The following is a 21564-nucleotide window of genomic DNA, read 5'->3' as shown; positions in this document are numbered from 1 at the left end:
GCTTTTTTTATATTCGCTTCATCGAAATCGTTTCACGTATACTTTGTAAATTTTTTAGAGTTTCCTCTTGTCGCTGCAACGACAACCCTACATACAAAGTATCTAATAAGCTTAACTGTGCTAATCGTGATGAACTTGCTTCTGTGCGGAATTCAGTCTCACGTGTTGATGTATATAACGTTATATCAGCAAGTTGACTTAATGCTGATTTCTTATAGCTCGTAATCGCAATGATTTTGGCCCCTCTTGCTTTCGCTACTTCTAACGCTTCAAGTAATCCTTTATTGCTACCAGAATGAGAAATACCAATAACAACTGAATTTTCCGAGAGTAAACCTGCTCCCATAATTTGAAAATGCGAATCAGTATGAGCGATACAAGAAATACCCGTTCTCATAAACTTATGATACGCATCCATTGCAATAATACCAGAGCCACCATTTCCATAAAACTCAATTCGACTTGCTTCTTGTAAGGCTCGTACAGCCTGCTCAAGTGCCGTTTCATTAAGCAAATGTAAAGTATCTTGCAGTCCTGTAATATGCGAATGAAAAACTTTTTTAGCAACAGTTACCATACTATCTTCTGCTGATACCTCTTCATGGATATTTTGCATCGGTGTATGTACAATTTCACGAGCTAATGTAATCTTTAAATCTTGAAAACCTTGCAAACCAAGGTTTTTACATAAGCGGAATATCGTAGCTTCGGAACTATTCGTAACTTCAGCTAATTCTGTAATAGATTTATGTACAACATCTTGTGGATGTTTCAAAATATGTTCGGCAATACTTCGCAATTTCGGTGATAAACCATTTAACGAAGCCTGAATCTTTCCAATCCCACTTCTTGTACCAGGCATAGCATATCCTCCCCTTCCATCGTAGCTTTATCCTGTAAAAACCGATTAGTTAAACTAATCATCAGTGGGGATGGTCCCCCACTGATTAGAGTTTCACTTTATTGTACCTAATTATCGAAAGAAGAAAAACCTATATTAGGGATTACTATAAATTTTAATTGCTCCTATGTATTCTGTCATACGATATAACAGAATTATTCATGCTTATGAATAGTTCTCTCCATGTTTCACTGCGTATAATGCGGCTTGCGTACGATCATCCACTTCCAATTTAGCTAAAACGTTTGAAACGTGTGTTTTCACAGTTTGTTCTGTAATATGAAGTTCTGCTGCAATCTCCTTGTTGCTTCTTCCTTTCGCAATTTCGCGAAGTACCTCTTGCTCTCTTTTCGTTAACATTGAAAAAGGATTTTCCACTTCCTTCTTTACTGCAGAACGCCCCATTAATGCAGGTGTTACTTTCGGGTGAAAATTCGCATTTCCTTGATGTACTGCAATAATAGAAGCGACAAGTTGCTCAGGTTGTACTTCTTTTAATTGATAACCATCTGCTCCAGCTTCAAGTGCTGGTATAACATAATCTTGCTCTGAAAAACTACTTAATATAAGTACCTTTATTGTCTCATCATATTGCTTTAGACGTTTTGTTGCCTCAATTCCATCCATTTTCGGCATCGATACATCCATTAGTACGACATCTGGTCTTTCTTTTTGCACGAAATGTAATGCCTCTTCGCCATTTTCCGCTTCCCCAATAATTTCAAATTCTTCTCTCGTTTTCAAAAAGAATACAAGTCCTCTTCGAACGATATGATGATCCTCAACTAGTAGCAGTTTAATCTTCAACCCTATTCTCCCCTTCAAATCGGCAATTGAATTTCTATTTTTGTACCCTTTTTCAGCTCTGTTATAATTTGAAACGATCCCTTCATTAACTGAATACGTTCCTTCATACTTTTCAGGCCAAGTGCTGATTCCCTTACTTGTTCTTGTATAAATCCTATTCCATTGTCTTCTATGTAAAAATGTAACTGGTTATTTTCTATTTTCAAAAGAATATGTACCTTTTCACACGAAGCATGCTTTTTACAATTATGTAGCGCCTCTTGGCTAATACGCCATAAAACTTCTTCTATTTCATCCCCAATTGAAACCATCCCATCAATTCGAACTTCCACTTGAACTCCTAATAACTTCCCGTAATTTTGAATTGCTTCTGCTAATCCTTTCTCCAATCCTTCAGGTCTTAATTGCCAAATTAATAGCGTCATCTCTTGTAATGCTTCTTGTGATAATTCCCCAATATAACTTAACATCTCTTGCAATTCTCTATCTTGCGTCATATTCAGAGTACCTTTCGCCGTTAGCATAATAGAAAATAACAATTGTTTTACTGAATCATGTAAATCACGTGCAAGTCGATTTCTTTCCGCTACCACTACATATTTACGTTCTTTCTCAACTAATTGAATACGTTGTATTGTCGTTCCAATTTGAAATGCAATTGATTCTAATAATGCTAACTCTTCCTCAGAAAAATGAGTCTTATGAGGTGCAGCCACATTTAGTAGACCAAATTTTTCTGATCCAGACCTAAGCGGAATTGTCGCATGATGTGTAACATCTTCTGTCTCTCCCCAATTACATTCAATTGCATCTTCTATTCGCTTACATTCAATAATATTAGTCGCTTTTTCCAATCTCCCATTCACAAAACGTTCTACACACCAACAGTTTCCTTCACACATCGGCTTCTTCTTTTGCCACGTAAGAGCCTCTGGTAAATTTTCGTCTACAAGCATGCTGTGCTTTCCACTTTCATCAATAAAGAATATCCACCCTGTTTGTAAATTCATTACTTGTAACAATGTATGCAACACTTTTTCTAACATATCCTGTAAGTTTGTTGCTTCATTTAATAATTCAGCAATTTCTTTTAATGCTTCTAAACGACGCATCTCTTTTTCTTCAAAGTTCATTCTCATCACCAACTACAATTATAACATTAAGAAATTTCTAAATTCTATAAATAAAAAAAGAACCGAATTCCTTCAGCCCTTTCTTTATATCAATCATTTTATTATTGTTATTCTATCCAATGTTGGAAGCAGAATTTTTGTTAACAAACGATTCTACTTTAGCTGTCCGATAAAGATTGTCCACCATGGATATGCTGTAAACCTTCAGTAGCAACAACCATATTTGCTGCTGGCATTTGCACTTGATTCTTATGGAACATAGACATTAATTCAAATCTTACTTGTCTAGAAGTTTCAAAATAATCTTCTGGCTTTATTAAACCTGTAATACAAAATTCATAGCCAACATATTTCAAGTTAGGATTTAAGTCTGTAACACCGACGTATTTAAATGGTTCAACAGCCTCATCCTCTACTCTATAAAGAGTTTGATTCAATTCTTCATTGCATATAACACATACTTCTTCTAACAATTCCTTCACTCTTGTTGGATCTTCCTGATAACTTACCGTGATGCGTTCAATTACACGCATCCATCCTTTATTAAAATTTTGTATCGTTCTAATCTCTCCGTGCGGGATGGTAAGTAGTTTTCCTGACCATTCACGAATTTGCATAAAACGAATACTAATCTCTTCAATAGTTCCTGAATTTGTTCCGTTAAAAGTTACAAAATCACCAACCCGAAACTCTTTGTCCGCTAATCTTGCAAAGCCTAATATAACATCTTTTAGCATCTGTTGTGCAGCAAAACCGATGACAACTCCAGCTATCCCTGCACCTGCAATAATACTTTTTATATCTACAAATTGGCTAATTAAATATATGATAAGACTGATGATAATGATATATCTAAAAATAGATCGAATTACACTTTGAATCGTCTGCTCTACCTCTTCATCAAAAAAGCTTGATTTCCTAAAAAACCAATCAATAATACGGTTTATTACAAAAGAAATAATGATTAAAACTAAAGCAAATAGTAAAAATCTTAAAAGTAAAAACTCTCTTACATAATTAAAAAATTCTTCAGTATACGTTAATAAGCTCATTTAACCACTTCCTTACTAATTAAAAAATTCATAATCGCCTAAGTTTGTTCCAGAAAAATCTATTATCCTAATCTAAAATGCCACTATCCTTACTATGTATTTTGACTCTATTACTAATTCACCTTAAACAGTATGTCTAGGTGTTCTTTTTCCTTTCCCTTTAAATATACCCTTTTTAATAACCTAAGGGGGAGCAAATCGTGAAATTTTTTTATACGTTAAAACTTTATTCATCTCATTACGATTTCAACTCATTTATTCATTAACTACGTAAAAAAGAGCTGAATTTATCAGCTCTTTTATTCAATATTAATTGTTGTCTTACTACTTTTTTCTTCTTTCAATTTTGGCAATTCAATTGTCAATACGCCATCTTTATAATTTGCTTTAACATTTTCTTCCTCAACTTGTTTAAAATTAAAGCGTCGAGTTACAGAACCTATAGAACGTTCTTTACGAATATATGTGCCATTCTCGTCTTTTTCTTCTACTTCATTATGATTCGTTGCTTGGATCGTTAATATATCTTGTTCAAAATCAACTTGAATGTTTTCTTTTTGAAAACCTGGTAAATCTGCTTTCACAGTATATTTACCAGATTGCTCATGAACATCTACTTTAAAAGTATCCATGTTCAGTGGCCTAAAGAAAGCATCTGTCATCCCTTCTAATAAAGAAGGCCCAAAATCAAAAATGCCATTTTGACGTTTTGTTATCTCTGGAAATAAATTACGCATATTTTTTCCTCCTTATTATTTATGAATGAAAGATTATCTCTTTCTGCCTTTATTATAACATTTGGTCAAAAAAGGTCAAAGTTTTTGTTCGACCTTTTTTGATGTATATTTTACCAAATAAAACAAATAAGTTATATGTCATCTCTCCCCTTATAAAGAGGAATATATCTACATAATAACGAATAGTTTATTTGCTCTTATTTTTTCTTACGGAGGTTACATACAATAGGATATATTGAAGAACTTAGAAAAGTTGTCGGATCAAGACCACTCAATCTAGCAGGAGTTGCTGTAGCTGTTTTCAATGAACAAGGACAAATAAAAGAGACCTTTTTTAAAGGCCTCTTTTTTCACTTCACTTCTGCATGTAAGCATGACTTAAAATGTCCAAGTGCATATTCATGCCCTTGTGCATTAAAAGATGCAACCGCCTTTTCATAAACAACAATTTTAAACCCTTTATTATAAGCATCTACTGCTGTATGAAGAACACAAATATCGGTACAAACACCTACAAGATGAACTTCTTCTATTCCTCTTTCTCTTAGCTTCATATCTAAATCCGTTCCAGCAAACGCACTGTATCGCGTTTTGTCCATATAATATACATTCTCTGCATTTATATATATTTCGTACACATCTTGTAATTCACCAAACAAATCTCTTCCACTTGTACCAGCTATATTATGGGGCGGGAATAACTTTGATTCTGGATGATATACATCATTTTCTTCATGTTTATCAATAGCAAAGACAACGTAATCTCCATTTTCAATATATTGCTTCGTTATATGTACAATTTCCTTCTCAATTTCCTGTCCTGGTTTCCCGCAAGTTAAAGCACCCTTTTCCGCTACAAAATCATATGTATAATCAATATTAATAAGAGCTCGTTTCATAACCACTATCTCTCCTTCTTCTGTTTCACAGTAAACAATAGAAAATTTGTTATTACGACATCGTATGTACTATTCGACATTTCAAATGAAATACCTACATTTTTCTTCTGAAACTTACCTTAGTCCGAGTTTATCATATAATAGATAAACAATGGTAAAACAAATAGCTCCTATTAACAAGTCATGAATTTGATAATTGAGCGTTATTTGCATAAACTCTTGTATCGTAAACCAAATTACTGCCATCATTAGGCTAATCAAAATGATACGAATACACCGATTCACGTATTCAACCTCTTTCTCTGTCATAGTAGTAACAAGTGATTACTTCCTATTTAATCGTATTAGAAAATGAAATAAGTTATTCACTCTTGCACACTCTAGTCCAAACAAAAAAGCACACTACTTTTTGAGTAATGTACTTTTTATTCTTATTAAGACGCAGGTTTTGTCTCAAATGTTGCTTGATTAAAACTAATAACCTTTCCTTTCGGATCATTGTTTTCATACTGAACTGCAGTAATTGTATGACTACCTGTTTCCAGCGTTTTTTCTTTTAACTGCACTGTTGTCTGCGTTGTACTAGTTACTTGATGTTTATCTGTATACATTTGATCTACAAATACGAATGTTTCTTTATCACTTTGAAAATTAGAAAGTTCTAATTCAACTTGCTGAATTAACGTATCCTTTTTGATGAATACAGTCGGTATATTGCCGTTTTCAGAAGTACCATCTGGAGTAATAACTTTTACTTTCCCTTCTCCAATTGACATTGCTCCTTCAGGAAATACAACCATATTCTCATCACTTGCGTTTACAACTTGTTCTTCCTGTTTTGATTGCGCGTCCTCTTTTTCCTGTGGAGCACCGCAACCAACTAATAACAATACAGACAATCCAGTGATTATGAATTTTTTCAAAATTCATCCCCCCTGTAACTTCATTATAATTTATTATACAAAAATAACTTTTAAATTTTGAGACTACATTCAACACTTTCATGAACAAATAGAATCCTGCTCACGATTAATGTATCATACTTTCCTTAATAGAACATTAATTTTTTTTATGAAATAAATAGTAATTCCTTCTTATCTATCATTTTAGCCCAACATATGAATTACATACCCTCAAAAATAAAAAGACATTGTTAATTCAATGTCTTTTCTATACAGCAATTAAAAAACAAACGTTGTAATCTCATCTACTTCTTTTCTTGGAAGTTTCTTCGGTTTATCTTTCGGAAATCCGAGTGAAATAACCATATTTATTTGTTTTTCAGGCTCAATTTGTAAATATTGGCGCAGTTCATCTTGAGCTAGCAATACTGGCCCTGTCATTGGACAAGTACCAAGTCCCTTTGCATGTGCAGCTAGCATTAAGTTTTGTGCCGCTAAACAGCTACTCTTAATGCCTTCTTCTTCCCAAACTGAATCTGGAACAAAAGCAATTGGATCAAATATCTTTTCACGGAACTTTGATTCATATGGTGTTGCCAAACATACGATTAATACTGGTGCCTCCGAGAAAGCTGTTGCATATGGTCCGAAAGAACGTGTAAGTAATTTCCCTGCTTTCTCTTCTCCATTTTCTGCTGCTTTTGCCGCAAGTTTATGTAATACATCCCATGTCATTTGTTCAATTTCTTTAATCTTCTCTCGATTCATGATAACTAAGAATTCCCACGTTTGTGAATTCGTATCACTCGGTGCGTAACGAGCACAATCAATTATTTCTTTTATATCATTAGTAGATACTTCTTGATCTGTAAACTTTCTAACACTTCGTCTTCCGTGAATTACTTCTTTAAAATCTTCATAATTCATATATTAAATCCCCTTTTTACAGCGTTTTCAAAACTTGTCCTATGCTTGAATTATATCACGAAAAAAAGCCGGAAGAATACCAGCTTTTTTCTTCATGATTAATTTGTCACTTTAAACAAACGAATACTCTCTTCGTATGCAGCTTGTAGTTTTTTCGTAATTGGGCCTCTTTCACCAGCCCCGAACTGTTCATCACCAATTTGAACGACTGGGAATATTTCAAGTGGCGTCGCTGTAAAGAAACACTCCTCAGCGTCATATACTTCTTGTAATGAAAACTCTCGTTCCTCTACATCGATATGTAACTCTTTCGCTAATGTAATTACGTAGTGACGTGTAATACCATGTAAAATGAAATGATCCGCTGGATGTGTAATCAACTTATTATTCTTCACGATAAAGAAATTGGAATGACACCCTTCAGTCACAATACCATCTCGTACTAATATTGCTTCTTGATACCCTTGTTCATTTATTTTGTTTTTGATCATGATATTAGGAAGCAAATTTAAAGATTTTATATGGCAAAACTTCCACCTGATGTCCTCTTCTACTGTCACCTTAATCCCTGCCTCCATTGAAGCAACTGGTCTTGGGAACGAAACAAGATTTGCAAAATATGTCGGTTGTAAATCTGATTCATATACATGATTGCGCGGTTGTGCACCTCTTGATATTTGTAAATATACATTCCCATCTTCTTGAAATTGATTTTTTTCAATCATTTGATATAACTCTTCTACTAATTCTTCCTTTGTAAATGGTGGAATTAGTTTTATTTCTGCCATAGAGTTAAAGAATCGTTCCAAATGTAAATCTAATAAATGAGGCTTGCCATCGTATAGTCTAAATACTTCATAAATCCCATCACCAAATTGGAAGCCTCGCTCTTCTAATGCTACCATCGGCTGTTCTTCTTTCGTATTAATCATTCTCCCATTAAACAAGATCCAATCTTTATGAGTAGCTTTCATTCTTCCCCACTCCTTTATCACATGATTGATTTTATTGTACAACTTATGACACCCTGAAAGAAGGAATTTTCTGTATTTTTACAAACTAAAAATACATCACTTCGTAAAAGTGATGTATTTTATCATTTATTTAAGGAAATATTTTTCAATATCATCTAACATAAGGTTCGCAGCTTTAATACCGCCTGCTGTATTCCAAATTACCTCATCTACTTGGAATACTTTATTATTTTTAGAAGCCTGTAGTTGCTTAAAGAGTGGATCTTCTGTCCATTCCTTCGCTAACGAATTTCCTTCATTATTCTTATCTGCATCTTTATCAGACGTGAAATAGAATAAGTAGTCTCCGTCCATATTTGGAATCTGCTCTTTTGTAATTCCTTTTATCGCAAAATCATCTTTATCTTGTAATGGTGGTCGTTTAAATCCAATATCATTTAAAACAACGCCCGAGAATGAGTTTTTTTGATAAATACGAACATCACCTGGCACGAAACGAATAATAGAAACTTTAGAATTTAATTTATCGCCTAACTTCTCTTTCATTCCTTCAATGCGTTTTTTATAATCATCAAGAGCTTTTTGCCCTTCTTTTTCTTTATTTACAGCTTTTGTATAAAGTGTAAAGTTTTCTTTCCAATCACCGCGTAATGTTTCTGCATAAACAGTTGGTGCGATTTCTTTTAGCTGATCATATATTTTTTCATGACGCATTTTATTTCCGATAATTAAATCTGGCTTAAGCTTCATTACAGCCTCTAAATTAATATCACGTTCAGTTCCTACAACTTCCGTGTTTTTTAACTCTTTCGCTAAATGAGGATACCATTCATCACCAGCACGTGGTTTCGTAGTCCCCACTGGCGTTACGCCCACAGCTAGGAGAGCCTCTGCGCCTTCATTTGTTAAAACAACAACTTTTTTAGGTGTACCATTTACTGTCGTTTCACCCATTGCATGCTTTACCGTATATGAATCTTTTGCTTTCGCTGATATATTATTTTCTTTTTTCTCTTCTTTACTACATCCTGCAATTACAACCATGAGTATCATAATGCAGAACATAATTAGTTTTTTAGTATGTATCATATGTCCTCCCTAGATGAAATCGATTATCATTAACATTTAAAGATTAATGTATCTTACATACATTGTCAATGTATATCAGAAAACTTTTTTAATATATACTATTTAGATTCTATCCGCTTTTCTAATGTTTCTTTTTAAAACATAGTGCATAAGTATGAAAAAAATGTTGTTATTAAAATGCGTACCCTTGTTATACATAACAAGGATACGCATCCATATTGCACTATCATTTCAATTCCTAATATTGAGTATACTTAATATACGCTGAGTCATTATATACCCACTGATTTCCCCCAAGGTTTAACCAACCATTTTCATTTATATATACTAAATAAGATTCTGGAGAATTTAATTGGCGGATTACTGCAGATGTAGTTGATGGACCACTTCTTAAATTTACATTCATCCCTTGTATATATGCAACCCCAATTGGGCTTCCATCACTATTGCTTGTCTTTACAAAATTAATGTAAGAAGGATCATTATACACCCATTGTCCATTCCCCAAATCTAGCCATCCGTTACTTTCTTGATATACAACGTAAGATTCTGGAGAATTTAATTGACGAATAACTGAGGAAGAAGTTGATGGACCATTTCTTAAATTTACATTTTTCCCAAGAACATAAGCGATTCCCTTCGTTTGAGGTGTCGGTTGTGGGTTAGGAGGTTGTGGATTTGGAGTTACTCCAAAAATAGCTGCTATTCCATTTGCATACGCTTGACTTAAATCTTCAATAAATTGTGGATTTTTTAATAAATTTGCATCAAACGCTGTATCAATAAAAGCAGTCTCAGTTAAAATTGCATCCATTGCGGTTTCTCTTAATACCGCATAATTTTCTTTTTTTGCTCCTCGATCACGAAGACCATATTTTGTTAATACAGGATTGACAGCTGTATGCATTTTTTGTTGCTTTGCATATGCAGTGCTGCTATTGGATAACGCATTATAAATATAACTTTCAAAACCTGTACCCCCGCCGCTATTAATATGAAATGAAATAAAATAATCCGCACTGAAAGCATTAGCAATATTAGCACGTTCAGATAAAGAAATAAACACATCACTATCACGTGTCATTTTAATTGTAATTGGGTAATTTACCGTTAAAATGTCTCGAACGCGTCTAGCAATTTGAAGTGTTAAGTTTTTTTCTACTAAACCATTACCAACAGCACCAGAATCATATCCACCGTGCCCTGCGTCTATAACAAGTTTCATTTTATTGCCCCGCCCCTTTCTTGTAATATGTTTGCATTTCTACTCGTCCTATTTTATGTGAAATATACAAGTTCTGTTACAATTGCAAATAAAAAAACCGCCTTATGTAAGGCGGTTTCTATCATCTTGCTTTAACCAATTTAAAATAAATATATACGATTGATAGTGAACATAACGTATGCAAAATAAAATAAATAAAAGTGCTATTCCAACACCACTATAAAGTAAACCGAACTTTAAAAAAACATTTACAAGTGGTGGAAAGTTTATTAGATTTTGTAATGTACTAAGCATACAAAACATAATGAAAAAGACAGGGACGTATTGTAATTCATACGGCTTTTTTTTCTTAATCATTCTTTTCCGAATGATTATATGACATAATTCTGCTACTATAAAGCACCCTCCAATTAATACAAGACCAGAAGTCATCGTCATACATCCACCTGCCTTATATTTATTGTATCGCATAAATAATCATCGTTATATTTTCTTTACATACTCTTCATCTTCTGAAGTAAAACCAAAACTCTCTATGAAAGACTTCGCCTTTTCTGTTAATTTCTCTTGTAGCACTTTTATTTCTTTCACATTTCTTTGTTTCATCATTTCTTCAAATGTAAAATACGTATTTGTACCATAACCGTAACCTTGGTAATCAAAATGAATAATTAGCTGTGATAAAACAGCCCGTTCCTCTTGTACACTATAATCTATTACACCAATATATGTATCATCAACTTTCACACAGTACTGTACCTTTTTCTCACCTAAACTATGCGATTTAAACATTTCTTTAACAACGCTTTCATTTTCTACAGTAACTTTCTCAAACGTAATCATATGTTGTCCATCCTTTTACTATTATTGTATCAATAATACTTCCTATTTATGAAAAAAACCTTAAGACCGTATGCGATCTTAAGGTTTTTCTAATTAAACTAAGCTATACGCACGTTTTGTTTCTTCATGGAACTTATTCGTATCGTATTTATGCTCAACATAAATTTGGTGCCATACCATAAACGCAAGTACAGTCCAAATTTTACGGCTATAATCGCCTTTATCTGCACAATGTGCTTCCAGTAAGTTTAATACATACTGTTTGTCGATTAAATGCTCTGTCTTACTTTCGTTTATAATATTTATAGCCCAATCATGCATTTCGTCTTTTAACCAGTGACGAATTGGTACTGGGAATCCAAGTTTTTTACGATCTAATACGTGATCTGGAACGATTCCGCGTGCTGCTTCACGTAAAATAGCTTTCGTAGTTCCGTTAGCAATCTTAAATTCAGTTGGAATTTTAGATGCAACATCGAATACTTCTTTATCTAAGAACGGTACACGAAGTTCTAATGAGTTTGCCATTGTCATTTTATCAGCTTTTAATAAAATGTCACCGCGTAACCATGTGAACATGTCAATGTACTGCATTTTACTTACATCATCATAATCTTTAATCTCGTTATACAATGGTTTCGTGATATCCATATAGTTAACACTTTCATTGTAATACTTCATTAATTCAGCTTTTTCTTCTTCACGGAAGATTTTAGCATTTCCATAGTAACGCTCTTCAATTGGTGTACATCCACGCTCTAGGAAGCTCTTACCTTTAAATCCTTCTTTAAGAGCACCACTTAATGCTTTTAGAACGCTCTTACCTGGGCTAGGAATGTAAGAGAACATTTTTAGTGAGTTTGGCTCACGGTAAATGTTATAACCACCAAATAGCTCGTCTGCGCCTTCACCAGAAAGAACAACTGTTACATGTTTACGTGCTTCTTTCGCAACGAAGTACAATGGTACAGCTGCTGGATCAGCTAAAGGATCATCCATATGCCAAATGATTTTTGGGAACTCATCCATAAATTCTTTCGCTGAAATGAATACGTTATGGTTTTTAACGCCTAATTTCTCAGCAGTTTCTTTCGCAACATCAACTTCACTGAAACCACGTTGCTCAAAACCAACAGAGAATGTTAAAAGATTTGGATTCATTTCTCTTGCGATAGAAGCGATGATAGATGAATCGATACCACCAGATAAGAATGAACCTACTGGTACATCACTACGCATATGCACTTTTACTGAATCATATAACACATCACGAATTGCTTGGATATGCTCCTCTTTCGTTGCACTTGAAGCGTTGAAATAAGGTTTCCAGTAGCGATGGATTTCCATCTCTTTACCGATTTCTTTTACGAAATAATGACCAGGCTCGATTTTATTAACATCAATTGTTAAAGTTTCTGGCTCTGGACCATATTGGTACGTAAAGTAATGTTGTAGTGACGTTGGATTAACGCCTTTATCTTCCATCACATGCATAATACTTTTCTTCTCAGATGCGAAGAATGTAGTATCACCTTGTTGTGCGATGTATAAAGGTTTAATACCGAAGTGGTCACGTGCACCGAAAAGTTTCTTTTCTTCACGATCCCAAATCATAAATGCAAACATACCACGAAGGTAATCTACACATTTTTCTTTCATATGTGCATACAATGCAATGATAACTTCTGTATCAGATTGCGTTGCAAACGTTGCACCTTTTTCAAGTAACATTTCACGTAATTCTACATAGTTGTAAATTTCACCATTAAAAATAATTACATATCGATCATTTTCATAAGTTAGCGGCTGATGTCCTGCCTCTAAGTCAATGATGCTTAAACGGCGGAAGCCAAATTGTACATGTTCATCACGAAAATATCCTTCGTCATCTGGACCACGGTGGAAAATCATCGTGTTCATATTTTCAAATTGATGTTTTTCTGTTTCTGAAAACTCTCTAGGGTTTTCACATAAACATCCTACAAAACCACACATACTTCTTACCCTCTTTCAGTTTTCATTCTGTCTCTATACTACTATATCAACCCTATTTATACTAGCATAATCAACTGAATATGGCGACCAAAAACTATAAAAAAATCACTCCATTTCACATTTTTAACAATTTTTTATGAAAACATGAAAACTAGGCACTCACCTTTCTCCGCTTTTGTCATATGATATTGCAAATTGATTTCTAGGAGGGAATACCATGAGTGAAGAAAAAAAAGATTCTTCTCGCCCACCGGTTCGTAATTACTTAAAGCAAATTGATGATTTCTTCGAGCAAACACCTCTTCGCAATGTAATCGCTGATTTAAATCATTTTTTCCAAAAAGGAAACCGTTTATTAACATTCCCTGTAGATTTATATGAAGTTGGTGAAGAACTCGTTGTTACAGCTGAACTACCAGGTATACAAAAAGAACAAATCCAAATTGAAATACAAAGTGAATACTTAAAAGTCTCTGTAAAAGAAGAGATACTTGAAGAGGAAGAAGAACAAACATCCCATAACTATTATCGCCGAGAACGTTCCATTTCAGAAGCATCAAGATTGATTAAATTGCCGTATTCAATTAATAAAAAAGCGGCAAAAGCTTCTTATCAAAACGGCGTATTAGAAATTCGGGCGCCGAAACTTCCCCAGCAACATGACATTTTATCGATAGACTAATGCAAAAAAATAAGGGTGCTATGCACCCTTATTTTTAACCCACTAATCGCTTCATATCACGTATAATGTCTTCGTATGGCGTATTACTAATGCCACTATACTTTTTCATTACTTTTCCGTTTTGATCAATTAAATAAAATGATGTACCATGCATGACCTGACCGTTCTCCGGCTTATCTACAAGTGATTGGAAATTATCTTTTGAAAACTTTGTAATATCTTCTAACGAATACCCCGTTAATAAATTCCAGTTACTAGTATCCTCTGTAAACTTTTGAATAAAAGCTTTCAGATTTTCTGGCTTATCAAGGTCTGGATCTACACTAAATGAAACAAACTGAACGTCTAATTTCTCTTCTTTTGCCATCTTTTGAAGCTTGGCCATATTTGCAGTCATTGGTGGACAAACTGTCTGACAATTTGTGAACATAAAATCTGCAACCCAAACTTTCCCTTTTAAATCTTTTGTACCAAATTGCTTTCCATCTTGATTTGTAAATTGGAAGGTTTCTAAATCCCAATTTAATGGTTTACGAAGCTTTGAACCTGATTCACTACATCCAGCAAGTACAAAGAGACAAAATACAACCATAAGACCAATTATTTTTTGATAACGCTTCATTTATAAACCTCTTTTCTCTATCCTAAATTTAAATAGGTTATGTTTATAATAACAAAAGTTAACACTACGAGAAAATTGTTTACTACATTTGTTCACGAAATCGTACGAATTTACGTATGTTACTTCTTTATTTCAAGCGAATTACTAGACAAAATATATTTTTTTACTATTATTTCTATAAATAAAAGTGATAAAACTAATTTTATTGTTACTTTTGTAAATACCTCTCCCTATTTTTTAACAATTCCTTAAACATTAATCCATGTTTTACACTGTATTCCTTAACAACATTTCGGTACAATACAAATACAACGATTTTAAATGAGGTGATGTTCATGGCAAAGCGCTATGAAAATATGGATAATGTTAGTACAAAAAAATCAATTCGCTCTTTTTTACGCTGGCGTAAAGAACGAAAGCAAAACAAAAAAGATTTTTCTTTCTTAGTAGAACAATCACCCGTTAAACAAAGTGCATTTTTGCAAAGTAATGTTGAAAAAACGACTATTACATGGATTGGGCATTCCACTTTTCTTATCCAAACGAATGAACTTAATATATTAACAGATCCAGTATGGGCTAATAAATTAAAGCTAGTTCCAAGACTTACAGAACCTGGACTCTCTATAGAAGCACTACCTAAAATTGATATTGTCCTTATTTCACATGGTCATTATGATCATTTAGATTTTTCAACTCTTCGTCAGTTGAATGATGATGTTCTATATCTTGTACCTATTGGATTAAAAAAATTATTTACTCGTAAGAAATTTAAACATGTAGAAGAGTATAAATGGTGGGAAAGTACGATAATTAACGAAGTTTCTTTTCACTTCGTACCTGCTCAGCACTGGACGAGAAGATTCTTATTTGATATGAATACGTCTCACTGGGGTGGATGGATTATTGATAATGAAACGACTATGGAAACCATATATTTTTGTGGTGACAGTGGCTATTTCCAAGGTTTCAAAGAAATTGGTGAACGCTTTTTAATTGATATTGCTCTTATGCCCATTGGCGCTTATGAACCAGAATGGTTTATGAAAGTATCTCATGTTTCACCTGAAGAGGCCGTGCAAGCTTATTTAGATTTAAACGCTACGCATTTTATACCAATGCATTACGGAGCTTTTGCACTCGCCGATGAAACACCTCGTGAAGCAATAACTAGACTTCGAAATAATTGGAATTTGCGCATGTTACCGTGGGAACAACTGCATGTACTCTTTTTAGGTCAAACTTTTATTTATAGTAACGCAACAAATAATAAGCAAATAAACGAAAAAATTGAAACTTTACATGTGTAACGTAATGACTGATTTTCTATATCCAACATATAATATAGAAAATCCTATAGTGAAAATTTAATTAGTGGGTTTTCTTCATCCCCACTGATTATTTGCCTTCACCAATCAAGCTTTTACGGGCAGCCCGCTACCTAACCTCTTTGCTCCAGCTAAATTTGAGGTAGAGAGTTTTACTGTCCGCAAATAGCGGGATAAAGGGTGTTTTCTATGAATGAATATTTACAGACTCGCTATATCATTAGCGGTAGTGCCTGTGTAGCTCTTCTTATTTCTTACTTTCTATTTACATAAAAAAGCTACTTGAAATATATTTTCAAGTAGCTTTTTTATTACTCTGCTAAATACATAAATCCGATTGCGCCCGGACCTGTATGAGTACTAATAATAGGCGTTGTATAGAAAATTTCTGATTGAGCAAATCCACTCACTTTTTCAACCGCCGCTTTCATACTTTCAGCTAAAGGAATTGCTTTCGCATGCGGAATTGCAACAGCTTTTACGACTTTTCCAGCCGTATCTTGCTCAAATAACTTAGCTAATGTTTTTACAATTTGGCCTTGGCTACGAACTTTCGTTACAGGATTATAAACACCGTCTTCAAGACTAGCAATTGGCTTTATATTAAGTAGCGAACCGATAAACGCTTTTCCTTTACCGATACGTCCACCCTTCACTAAGTTTTCTAATGTATCCACTACTACATATAAACGAGTATTCTTTCTTACTTCATCTACACGTTTTAAAATTTCTTCTAGTGAGCGTCCGTCATTTGCCATTTTTGCAGCTTCAATTACTTGATATGCTAAAGCATGTGTAATAAATTGAGAATCAACAACTGTTACTTTTGTATCAGTCATTGATGCAGCGCTATTTGCAGTTGCTACAGTACCGCTCATTCCACTTGTCATATGGATAGAAAGGACTTCGCTTCCATCTTCCCCTAGCTTGTCATACATTTCTACAAATGTACCCATAGCTGGTTGTGATGTTTTTGGTAATTCCTCTGATTTAATCATTTCTTCAATAAATTCGTCAGGTTGTAAATCAACGCGATCTAAATATGTTTGTCCATTTACAGAGATTGATAATGGTAAAACATGAATGTCATACTTTTCGATTACGTCTTGTGATAAATCTGCCGTTGAATCTGTTACAATTTTAATTTTTTGCATACTATACTTCTTCCCTTTCCAATACGCTCTCCTTGTTATTATACTAGTATTCCCATTGCTTTCAACAATTTGGAACGAAATTTCATCAAATTAATTATATTTTCATATCTAAAATGAAAAAGACAGAGTTTACTAACCCTGTCCGTACTTCGTATCATGCATTTTTTTCAAGGGTATTTGTTTTATATACATTTAAATAATCATTCCACTTCAAACAATTTTGTAAATATTCACGGAAAGAATACGAAAATCTTGGGTGTTTTTGTTTTTGAATTTTTGCAATAAATAATTGAAGACGAGACTGAATTAGAAACGATAATGGATGCTGTGCCTGTAGGACAGGGATTTCAAATATTTTAATGCAATCCCCTGTTGAATGAGTGAAATAAAAACTTTTCGTAATCACAATATCAATCCTCTTTTTCATTGGATTTTTGAACTTCCTCTACTTTGCGCTGTAACACGTTGTTTAAAGTGGAGTAAAATCAGACTTATATGATTTCTGTAGTCCTTATGGCTAGAAGATTTATACTCTATTCATCTCCACCTAATTCACCTTCCCGTTCTAAATATCTCTGAGACGGGAATCTCATTATCCATCAATTGTTTAATACATTTAGTATAAGCTTATAAAAGCGCAAAGTTTGTCTAAATTTTGGAGATTCTATAATTTTTTTCTTCTATATATTGTATACGTTTATAGCTATAGTATAACAAATAAATAAAAAAGTGCCTTTATAACGAGGCACTTTTTGACTGCATTTCTTCTCTTTTCTTTTTCCTCTTACTAACAACCTTTGATAACGCAATACTTACTTCATAAATACAAATAAGCGGCACTGCAACTAAACTATGAGATAAAAAGTCTGGCGGTGATATACAAGATGCAATGATAATTAATGCTACGTAAGCATACCTTCTTATTTTTATTAAAAATTCCGCCGTAAGTATTCCAATACTAGTTAAAAACATTACAACGACTGGCAATTCAAAAATCACAGCAAATGGAACTGTTAAATTAAGTACAAAATGAAAATACTTTTCTGTCGTAAACATCGTATTAAACATTTCATTACCTATCGTAGTTAAAAAGTGAAATAGAAACGGCATTACAATAAAGTATCCAAAACATAAACCTGCGATAAATAATATAGACAATACCGGTATATACATTATTGTCATCTTTTGTTCATTTGGATGTAAACCCGGTTTTACAAATAACCAAATTTGTATAGCAGCAAAAGGAATTGTACAAACGATAGCAAATACTGTAGCAATCGAGAAAAAAATCCACAATACATCACTTGGACCGAGAACAGTTAATTTCATTGGTAAATCTTTTACAAGCCAAAAATAAATATCCTTTGTAAAAGTAAATCCAATAATTAAAAATAGTACAAAGGATAACACCGTATATATTACTCTTTTTCGAAGCTCAACAATATGTTCTACTACGCTCATTTCCCGATTTTCCATCTCGTTCACCACACTTTATTTATCCATTACAAGGAAAATACACTACATTTTTTCTTTCTTTTCCTTTTCTTGAAATGCGTCATCTGTCAATTCTTTCGTTGATTTTTTAAACTCTTTTAACGTTTCCCCTAAAGCCTTCCCGATTTCCGGCAATTTTTTAGGTCCAAATAAAATGAGTACTGCTACTAAAATTAAAATTAACCCTGGAAAGCCAATATTTGAAAACATTTCCCCATCCCCTTTATTAGTAGTTTCCTTGTCCTACTATTACATAATTTTATTTTGTCAAAAAAGTTTGAAAACGTCAACAAATCCATTGTCTTTTGTCAAAAAAATTCAAAAATATAATCAATTATACAAATTTCATTTTCTATTGCTCTTGTGTATGATATGGTAAGGGAAATGACATATTATTTTATGATAGTAGAAAGGATTTGCATTATGACTGAAAAAATGACACGAATGACCCAATTTGTAAAAGAAGAAATTGCAAATGCAATTACACATGGTATCGGTGCCATTTTAAGCATCCCTGCCTTAATCATATTGATTATTCATGCTTCTAAGCACGGTACCGCATCAGCCGTAGTTGCATTTACTGTTTATGGTGTAAGCATGTTCTTACTGTACTTGTTTTCAACATTGCTACATAGCATTCATCATCCTAAAGTAGAAAAAATATTTACTATTTTAGATCATTCAGCCATTTACTTATTGATTGCTGGCACGTATACTCCTTTTCTACTTATTACACTTCGTGGCCCATTAGGATGGACGTTGCTTGCTATAATATGGACACTAGCAATCGGAGGTATCGTCTTCAAAATTTTCTTTGTACGTCGCTTTATAAAGGCTTCAACTTTATGTTACATCATTATGGGATGGCTCATAATCGTTGCTATTAAACCACTTTATGAAAATCTAACTGGACATGGTTTTTCACTACTTTTAGCAGGTGGAATTTTATATTCTGTCGGAGCTATATTCTTCCTTTGGGAAAAGCTACCTTTCAACCATGCCATATGGCACCTGTTCGTTTTAGGTGGTAGTGCGATGATGTTCTTCTGTGTACTCTTTTATGTCTTACCTACAGCATAATAAAAAAGGATTCAGCTTACTATAAGCTGAATCCTTTTTTATTACTTATGTAATTGTGAGGCAATAACTTCCTGTGTATGCTTCGTTAATTCTTTAATATCCATATTCGCATAATCTTCAGGTGTAATCGGCTTAGAAATTGTTACTGTTGCATGAGCTGGCTTCATACGATTTCCATTCGCTTCAAACATCTTATATGTACCATCTAACGTTACAGGTAAAATTGCTACACCTGACTTTACTGCCAGATGAAAACTACCAGCCTTAAACTCTCCAACTTCGCCACCCTTACTTCTCGTTCCTTCAGGGAAAATTACGATAGAATGTCCATTCTTTAATAGTTCAATTCCATCTTTAATCGCTTGAAGAGATTGACGACGATCGCTACGATCCATAAATACACAATTCATCAGTTCCATCCAAGTTGGTACAACTGGGAACTTTTTAATCTCTGCTTTTGAAACGAATCCAATTGGTTTATTTAAGTAACCTAGTAAAACAGGGATATCCATATTACTTTGGTGATTACTTACAACTAGTACTGGCTTGTCTTTCGGAACATTTTCAAGTCCTTTCACTTCTACTGCCCCTCCAGCTACACGTACCATTTTCTTACCAAACCAATTTGTCGTTTTATACACAGCATTGTCTTTTACTTTTGGCGCCATCGTATTTACTTGTCTTTTAAGACGCCACATTCTCGGTGTAATCGCAATTACGATTAAAATTAAATAAAAGATTTTAAAAAACGTTTGAATCATACAGAACCCCCACCTATTATCATTCCGACCTTCATTATACTAGACAAACGAAGGAAAAAGAAGAAAAAAAGTCCAAACAGCAAGTGTTCGGACTTTTTAAGCATTCTATATTAGAAACGTTTTGCTAATTCACGAGCATTAGCAATTGCTGCTTCTTTAATTTCTTGTGCTTTTTCAGGGTTTGCATTCATACCTTCAACTGCAATATATTCAGTATCATTTACACCGACAAATCCTAATACAGTCTTTAAGTGATTGCGACCGAAGTCTACAGCTGCGTATGCTCCTTCAGAATATACGCCACCTGTTGCTTGAATGTGAAGCGCTTTTTTACCTTCTAATAAGCCGACTGGACCATTTTCAGTATATTTGAATGTTTTACCTGCGATTGCTACGTTATCTAAGTATGCTTTTACTACTGGTGGATAGCTAAAGTTCCACATTGGAGTTACGAATACATAACGATCTGCATTCATAAATGTTTCTAAGTTTATGTTCATTGCTGCTACTTTTTGTTGTTGAACTTCAGTTAAAGCTTCAAAGCCTTCACCTGCTGCAAATTTACCCCAAGCAGCAAATACATCTGCATCAATTGCTGGTACTGTAGTGTTGAATAAATCAATTGTTACAACTTCGTCTTGTGGATGTTCGTTTTTATAAGCTTCGATGAAAGCTTCCCCTACTGCCATTCCGAAAGAACCTTCTGCTGAATTTGGATTTGCTGTAATAAATAGTACTTTTGTCATTGTATTCTCTCCCTTTTTTCTCTTTATCTTTAATTCAAGATTTGTTTTTCAAAAGTTAATAACTTACCTTATGTAAGTATAATATAAAAAGTTTTAATCAATGTCAATAAAAAATAGCTACTTTTTTTTCGTAAGTTAATGATTTACTTTGTTTCCTTAAAATTCAGTATACAGATATTAAGAACTCTTTCATATAAAAAGGCTACCTCTACA

General features: G+C 33.6%; 25 protein-coding genes and 1 pseudogene. 4 read left to right on the top strand and 22 right to left on the bottom strand.

Translation table 11 applies throughout. The features are described 5' to 3' along the window. Positions 1-7: 7 nt before the first annotated feature. From ACTFP3_RS07545 to ACTFP3_RS07525, 5 genes are all read right to left on the bottom strand, one after another. Positions 8-862 carry a MurR/RpiR family transcriptional regulator gene (locus ACTFP3_RS07545; protein ID WP_001119646.1) on the bottom strand — a complete coding sequence of 285 codons (855 nt, stop codon included), beginning with the start codon at positions 860-862 and terminating at the stop codon, positions 8-10. A 204-nt stretch (positions 863-1066) separates the two neighbouring features. Continuing rightward, positions 1067-1708: a two-component system response regulator CasR gene (gene casR, locus ACTFP3_RS07540; RefSeq protein WP_000694629.1), complete on the bottom strand. Its 642-nt coding sequence runs from the start codon at positions 1706-1708 to the stop codon at positions 1067-1069. A gap of 14 nt (positions 1709-1722) precedes the next feature. Further along, positions 1723-2820, bottom strand: coding sequence for a two-component system sensor histidine kinase CasK (gene casK, locus ACTFP3_RS07535; protein ID WP_170879395.1), 1098 nt, complete (start codon positions 2818-2820; stop codon positions 1723-1725). A gap of 179 nt (positions 2821-2999) precedes the next feature. Further along, entirely contained in the window at positions 3000-3893 is an 894-nt protein-coding gene (locus tag ACTFP3_RS07530; RefSeq protein ID WP_349561295.1) for a mechanosensitive ion channel family protein, read from the bottom strand. 299 nt (positions 3894-4192) lie between these two features. Continuing rightward, positions 4193-4630 (bottom strand): Hsp20/alpha crystallin family protein, encoded by a 438-nt coding sequence (locus ACTFP3_RS07525; protein ID WP_440009881.1) that lies wholly within the window; start codon positions 4628-4630, stop codon positions 4193-4195. Positions 4631-4855: 225 nt separating this feature from the next. Here ACTFP3_RS07525 and ACTFP3_RS07520 point away from each other — a divergent pair. Next, a pseudogene (locus ACTFP3_RS07520) lies at positions 4856-4951 on the top strand (NUDIX hydrolase); the annotation flags it as partial. A gap of 29 nt (positions 4952-4980) precedes the next feature. Here the strand turns inward: ACTFP3_RS07520 and ACTFP3_RS07515 are convergent. The 10 genes from ACTFP3_RS07515 to asnB form a co-directional block, all read right to left on the bottom strand. Continuing rightward, entirely contained in the window at positions 4981-5529 is a 549-nt protein-coding gene (locus ACTFP3_RS07515; RefSeq protein WP_006925148.1) for a cysteine hydrolase family protein, read from the bottom strand. A 114-nt stretch (positions 5530-5643) separates the two neighbouring features. Next, positions 5644-5838, bottom strand: a complete 195-nt coding sequence (locus ACTFP3_RS07510; protein ID WP_017674122.1) for a hypothetical protein — start codon at positions 5836-5838, stop codon at positions 5644-5646. Positions 5839-5963: 125 nt separating this feature from the next. Further along, positions 5964-6452 carry a hypothetical protein gene (locus ACTFP3_RS07505; RefSeq protein WP_000713496.1) on the bottom strand — a complete coding sequence of 163 codons (489 nt, stop codon included), beginning with the start codon at positions 6450-6452 and terminating at the stop codon, positions 5964-5966. A 258-nt stretch (positions 6453-6710) separates the two neighbouring features. Beyond that, positions 6711-7358 carry a nitroreductase family protein gene (locus ACTFP3_RS07500; RefSeq protein ID WP_440009878.1) on the bottom strand — a complete coding sequence of 216 codons (648 nt, stop codon included), beginning with the start codon at positions 7356-7358 and terminating at the stop codon, positions 6711-6713. A 98-nt stretch (positions 7359-7456) separates the two neighbouring features. After that, the gene (gene dat / locus ACTFP3_RS07495; RefSeq protein WP_000648383.1) at positions 7457-8332 is read right to left on the bottom strand and encodes a D-amino-acid transaminase; all 876 of its coding nucleotides are present in this window, start codon (positions 8330-8332) and stop codon (positions 7457-7459) included. Positions 8333-8458: 126 nt separating this feature from the next. Then, entirely contained in the window at positions 8459-9421 is a 963-nt protein-coding gene (locus tag ACTFP3_RS07490) for an ABC transporter substrate-binding protein (RefSeq protein ID WP_000581989.1), read from the bottom strand. Between the two features lie 238 nt (positions 9422-9659). After that, positions 9660-10646 (bottom strand): N-acetylmuramoyl-L-alanine amidase, encoded by a 987-nt coding sequence (locus ACTFP3_RS07485; RefSeq protein ID WP_000779892.1) that lies wholly within the window; start codon positions 10644-10646, stop codon positions 9660-9662. 102 nt (positions 10647-10748) lie between these two features. Then, the gene (locus tag ACTFP3_RS07480) at positions 10749-11078 is read right to left on the bottom strand and encodes a hypothetical protein (RefSeq protein WP_000200455.1); all 330 of its coding nucleotides are present in this window, start codon (positions 11076-11078) and stop codon (positions 10749-10751) included. A 51-nt stretch (positions 11079-11129) separates the two neighbouring features. Then, positions 11130-11489 (bottom strand): GNAT family N-acetyltransferase, encoded by a 360-nt coding sequence (locus ACTFP3_RS07475; protein WP_000627523.1) that lies wholly within the window; start codon positions 11487-11489, stop codon positions 11130-11132. Positions 11490-11582: 93 nt separating this feature from the next. Further along, on the bottom strand, positions 11583-13484 hold the full coding sequence (asnB, locus tag ACTFP3_RS07470) for an asparagine synthase (glutamine-hydrolyzing) (protein ID WP_000333816.1): 1902 nt from the start codon (positions 13482-13484) through the stop codon (positions 11583-11585). A gap of 217 nt (positions 13485-13701) precedes the next feature. Between asnB and ACTFP3_RS07465 the strand changes: the two genes are divergently transcribed. Then, complete coding sequence (locus tag ACTFP3_RS07465) at positions 13702-14166, top strand: Hsp20/alpha crystallin family protein (protein WP_001288085.1); 465 nt, start codon at positions 13702-13704, stop codon at positions 14164-14166. Between the two features lie 34 nt (positions 14167-14200). Here ACTFP3_RS07465 and ACTFP3_RS07460 read toward each other — a convergent pair whose 3' ends face one another. Beyond that, a complete protein-coding gene (locus ACTFP3_RS07460; RefSeq protein ID WP_000833335.1) occupies positions 14201-14788 on the bottom strand; it encodes an SCO family protein in 588 nt (195 codons plus the stop codon). 335 nt (positions 14789-15123) lie between these two features. On the opposite strand from ACTFP3_RS07460, the gene ACTFP3_RS07455 reads away from it, so the two are divergent. After that, positions 15124-16098 (top strand): MBL fold metallo-hydrolase, encoded by a 975-nt coding sequence (locus tag ACTFP3_RS07455; protein ID WP_440009875.1) that lies wholly within the window; start codon positions 15124-15126, stop codon positions 16096-16098. 329 nt (positions 16099-16427) lie between these two features. Here the strand turns inward: ACTFP3_RS07455 and ACTFP3_RS07450 are convergent, their stop codons facing one another. The 4 genes from ACTFP3_RS07450 to ACTFP3_RS07435 all read right to left on the bottom strand — a co-directional run bounded on the left by ACTFP3_RS07450 (position 16428) and on the right by ACTFP3_RS07435 (position 18974). After that, the gene (locus ACTFP3_RS07450; RefSeq protein ID WP_001169470.1) at positions 16428-17270 is read right to left on the bottom strand and encodes a DegV family protein; all 843 of its coding nucleotides are present in this window, start codon (positions 17268-17270) and stop codon (positions 16428-16430) included. A 154-nt stretch (positions 17271-17424) separates the two neighbouring features. Beyond that, positions 17425-17676, bottom strand: coding sequence for a DUF2535 family protein (locus ACTFP3_RS07445; RefSeq protein WP_000629012.1), 252 nt, complete (start codon positions 17674-17676; stop codon positions 17425-17427). 329 nt (positions 17677-18005) lie between these two features. After that, positions 18006-18746 (bottom strand): twin-arginine translocase subunit TatC, encoded by a 741-nt coding sequence (tatC, locus tag ACTFP3_RS07440; protein WP_000431523.1) that lies wholly within the window; start codon positions 18744-18746, stop codon positions 18006-18008. 42 nt (positions 18747-18788) lie between these two features. After that, positions 18789-18974 carry a twin-arginine translocase TatA/TatE family subunit gene (locus ACTFP3_RS07435; RefSeq protein WP_000492443.1) on the bottom strand — a complete coding sequence of 62 codons (186 nt, stop codon included), beginning with the start codon at positions 18972-18974 and terminating at the stop codon, positions 18789-18791. Between the two features lie 213 nt (positions 18975-19187). On the opposite strand from ACTFP3_RS07435, the gene trhA reads away from it, so the two are divergent. After that, positions 19188-19844, top strand: a complete 657-nt coding sequence (trhA, locus tag ACTFP3_RS07430) for a PAQR family membrane homeostasis protein TrhA (RefSeq protein ID WP_000136889.1) — start codon at positions 19188-19190, stop codon at positions 19842-19844. Between the two features lie 41 nt (positions 19845-19885). Here trhA and ACTFP3_RS07425 read toward each other — a convergent pair whose 3' ends face one another. Next, a complete protein-coding gene (locus ACTFP3_RS07425; RefSeq protein ID WP_440009872.1) occupies positions 19886-20605 on the bottom strand; it encodes a lysophospholipid acyltransferase family protein in 720 nt (239 codons plus the stop codon). Between the two features lie 110 nt (positions 20606-20715). Next, positions 20716-21351, bottom strand: a complete 636-nt coding sequence (locus ACTFP3_RS07420) for an FMN-dependent NADH-azoreductase (protein ID WP_440009870.1) — start codon at positions 21349-21351, stop codon at positions 20716-20718. Positions 21352-21564 lie beyond the last annotated feature (213 nt).

It is taken from the genome of Bacillus cereus group sp. MYBK5-2 (assembly GCF_051915685.1).
In the GTDB taxonomy this organism is placed as follows: domain Bacteria; phylum Bacillota; class Bacilli; order Bacillales; family Bacillaceae_G; genus Bacillus_A; species Bacillus_A cereus.
The sequence above is the reverse complement of the archived record's forward strand: the minus strand, read 5'-3'. Positions and strand labels throughout refer to the sequence as shown.

Coding starts and splice junctions, on each gene's coding strand:
- ACTFP3_RS07545 (WP_001119646.1), bottom strand. CDS start 862: ATGCCTGGTACAAGAAGTGGGATTGGAAAGATTCAGGCTTCGTTAAAT.
- ACTFP3_RS07490 (WP_000581989.1), bottom strand. CDS start 9,421: ATGATACATACTAAAAAACTAATTATGTTCTGCATTATGATACTCATG.
- ACTFP3_RS07475 (WP_000627523.1), bottom strand. CDS start 11,489: ATGATTACGTTTGAGAAAGTTACTGTAGAAAATGAAAGCGTTGTTAAA.
- ACTFP3_RS07425 (WP_440009872.1), bottom strand. CDS start 20,605: ATGATTCAAACGTTTTTTAAAATCTTTTATTTAATTTTAATCGTAATT.
- ACTFP3_RS07485 (WP_000779892.1), bottom strand. CDS start 10,646: ATGAAACTTGTTATAGACGCAGGGCACGGTGGATATGATTCTGGTGCT.
- ACTFP3_RS07530 (WP_349561295.1), bottom strand. CDS start 3,893: ATGAGCTTATTAACGTATACTGAAGAATTTTTTAATTATGTAAGAGAG.
- dat (WP_000648383.1), bottom strand. CDS start 8,332: ATGAAAGCTACTCATAAAGATTGGATCTTGTTTAATGGGAGAATGATT.
- ACTFP3_RS07510 (WP_017674122.1), bottom strand. CDS start 5,838: ATGACAGAGAAAGAGGTTGAATACGTGAATCGGTGTATTCGTATCATT.
- ACTFP3_RS07420 (WP_440009870.1), bottom strand. CDS start 21,351: ATGACAAAAGTACTATTTATTACAGCAAATCCAAATTCAGCAGAAGGT.
- ACTFP3_RS07515 (WP_006925148.1), bottom strand. CDS start 5,529: ATGAAACGAGCTCTTATTAATATTGATTATACATATGATTTTGTAGCG.
- tatC (WP_000431523.1), bottom strand. CDS start 18,746: ATGGAAAATCGGGAAATGAGCGTAGTAGAACATATTGTTGAGCTTCGA.
- ACTFP3_RS07455 (WP_440009875.1), top strand. CDS start 15,124: ATGGCAAAGCGCTATGAAAATATGGATAATGTTAGTACAAAAAAATCA.
- trhA (WP_000136889.1), top strand. CDS start 19,188: ATGACTGAAAAAATGACACGAATGACCCAATTTGTAAAAGAAGAAATT.
- casK (WP_170879395.1), bottom strand. CDS start 2,820: ATGCGTCGTTTAGAAGCATTAAAAGAAATTGCTGAATTATTAAATGAA.
- ACTFP3_RS07465 (WP_001288085.1), top strand. CDS start 13,702: ATGAGTGAAGAAAAAAAAGATTCTTCTCGCCCACCGGTTCGTAATTAC.
- ACTFP3_RS07435 (WP_000492443.1), bottom strand. CDS start 18,974: ATGTTTTCAAATATTGGCTTTCCAGGGTTAATTTTAATTTTAGTAGCA.
- ACTFP3_RS07450 (WP_001169470.1), bottom strand. CDS start 17,270: ATGCAAAAAATTAAAATTGTAACAGATTCAACGGCAGATTTATCACAA.
- asnB (WP_000333816.1), bottom strand. CDS start 13,484: ATGTGTGGTTTTGTAGGATGTTTATGTGAAAACCCTAGAGAGTTTTCA.
- ACTFP3_RS07460 (WP_000833335.1), bottom strand. CDS start 14,788: ATGAAGCGTTATCAAAAAATAATTGGTCTTATGGTTGTATTTTGTCTC.
- ACTFP3_RS07480 (WP_000200455.1), bottom strand. CDS start 11,078: ATGACTTCTGGTCTTGTATTAATTGGAGGGTGCTTTATAGTAGCAGAA.
- ACTFP3_RS07525 (WP_440009881.1), bottom strand. CDS start 4,630: ATGCGTAATTTATTTCCAGAGATAACAAAACGTCAAAATGGCATTTTT.
- ACTFP3_RS07500 (WP_440009878.1), bottom strand. CDS start 7,358: ATGAATTATGAAGATTTTAAAGAAGTAATTCACGGAAGACGAAGTGTT.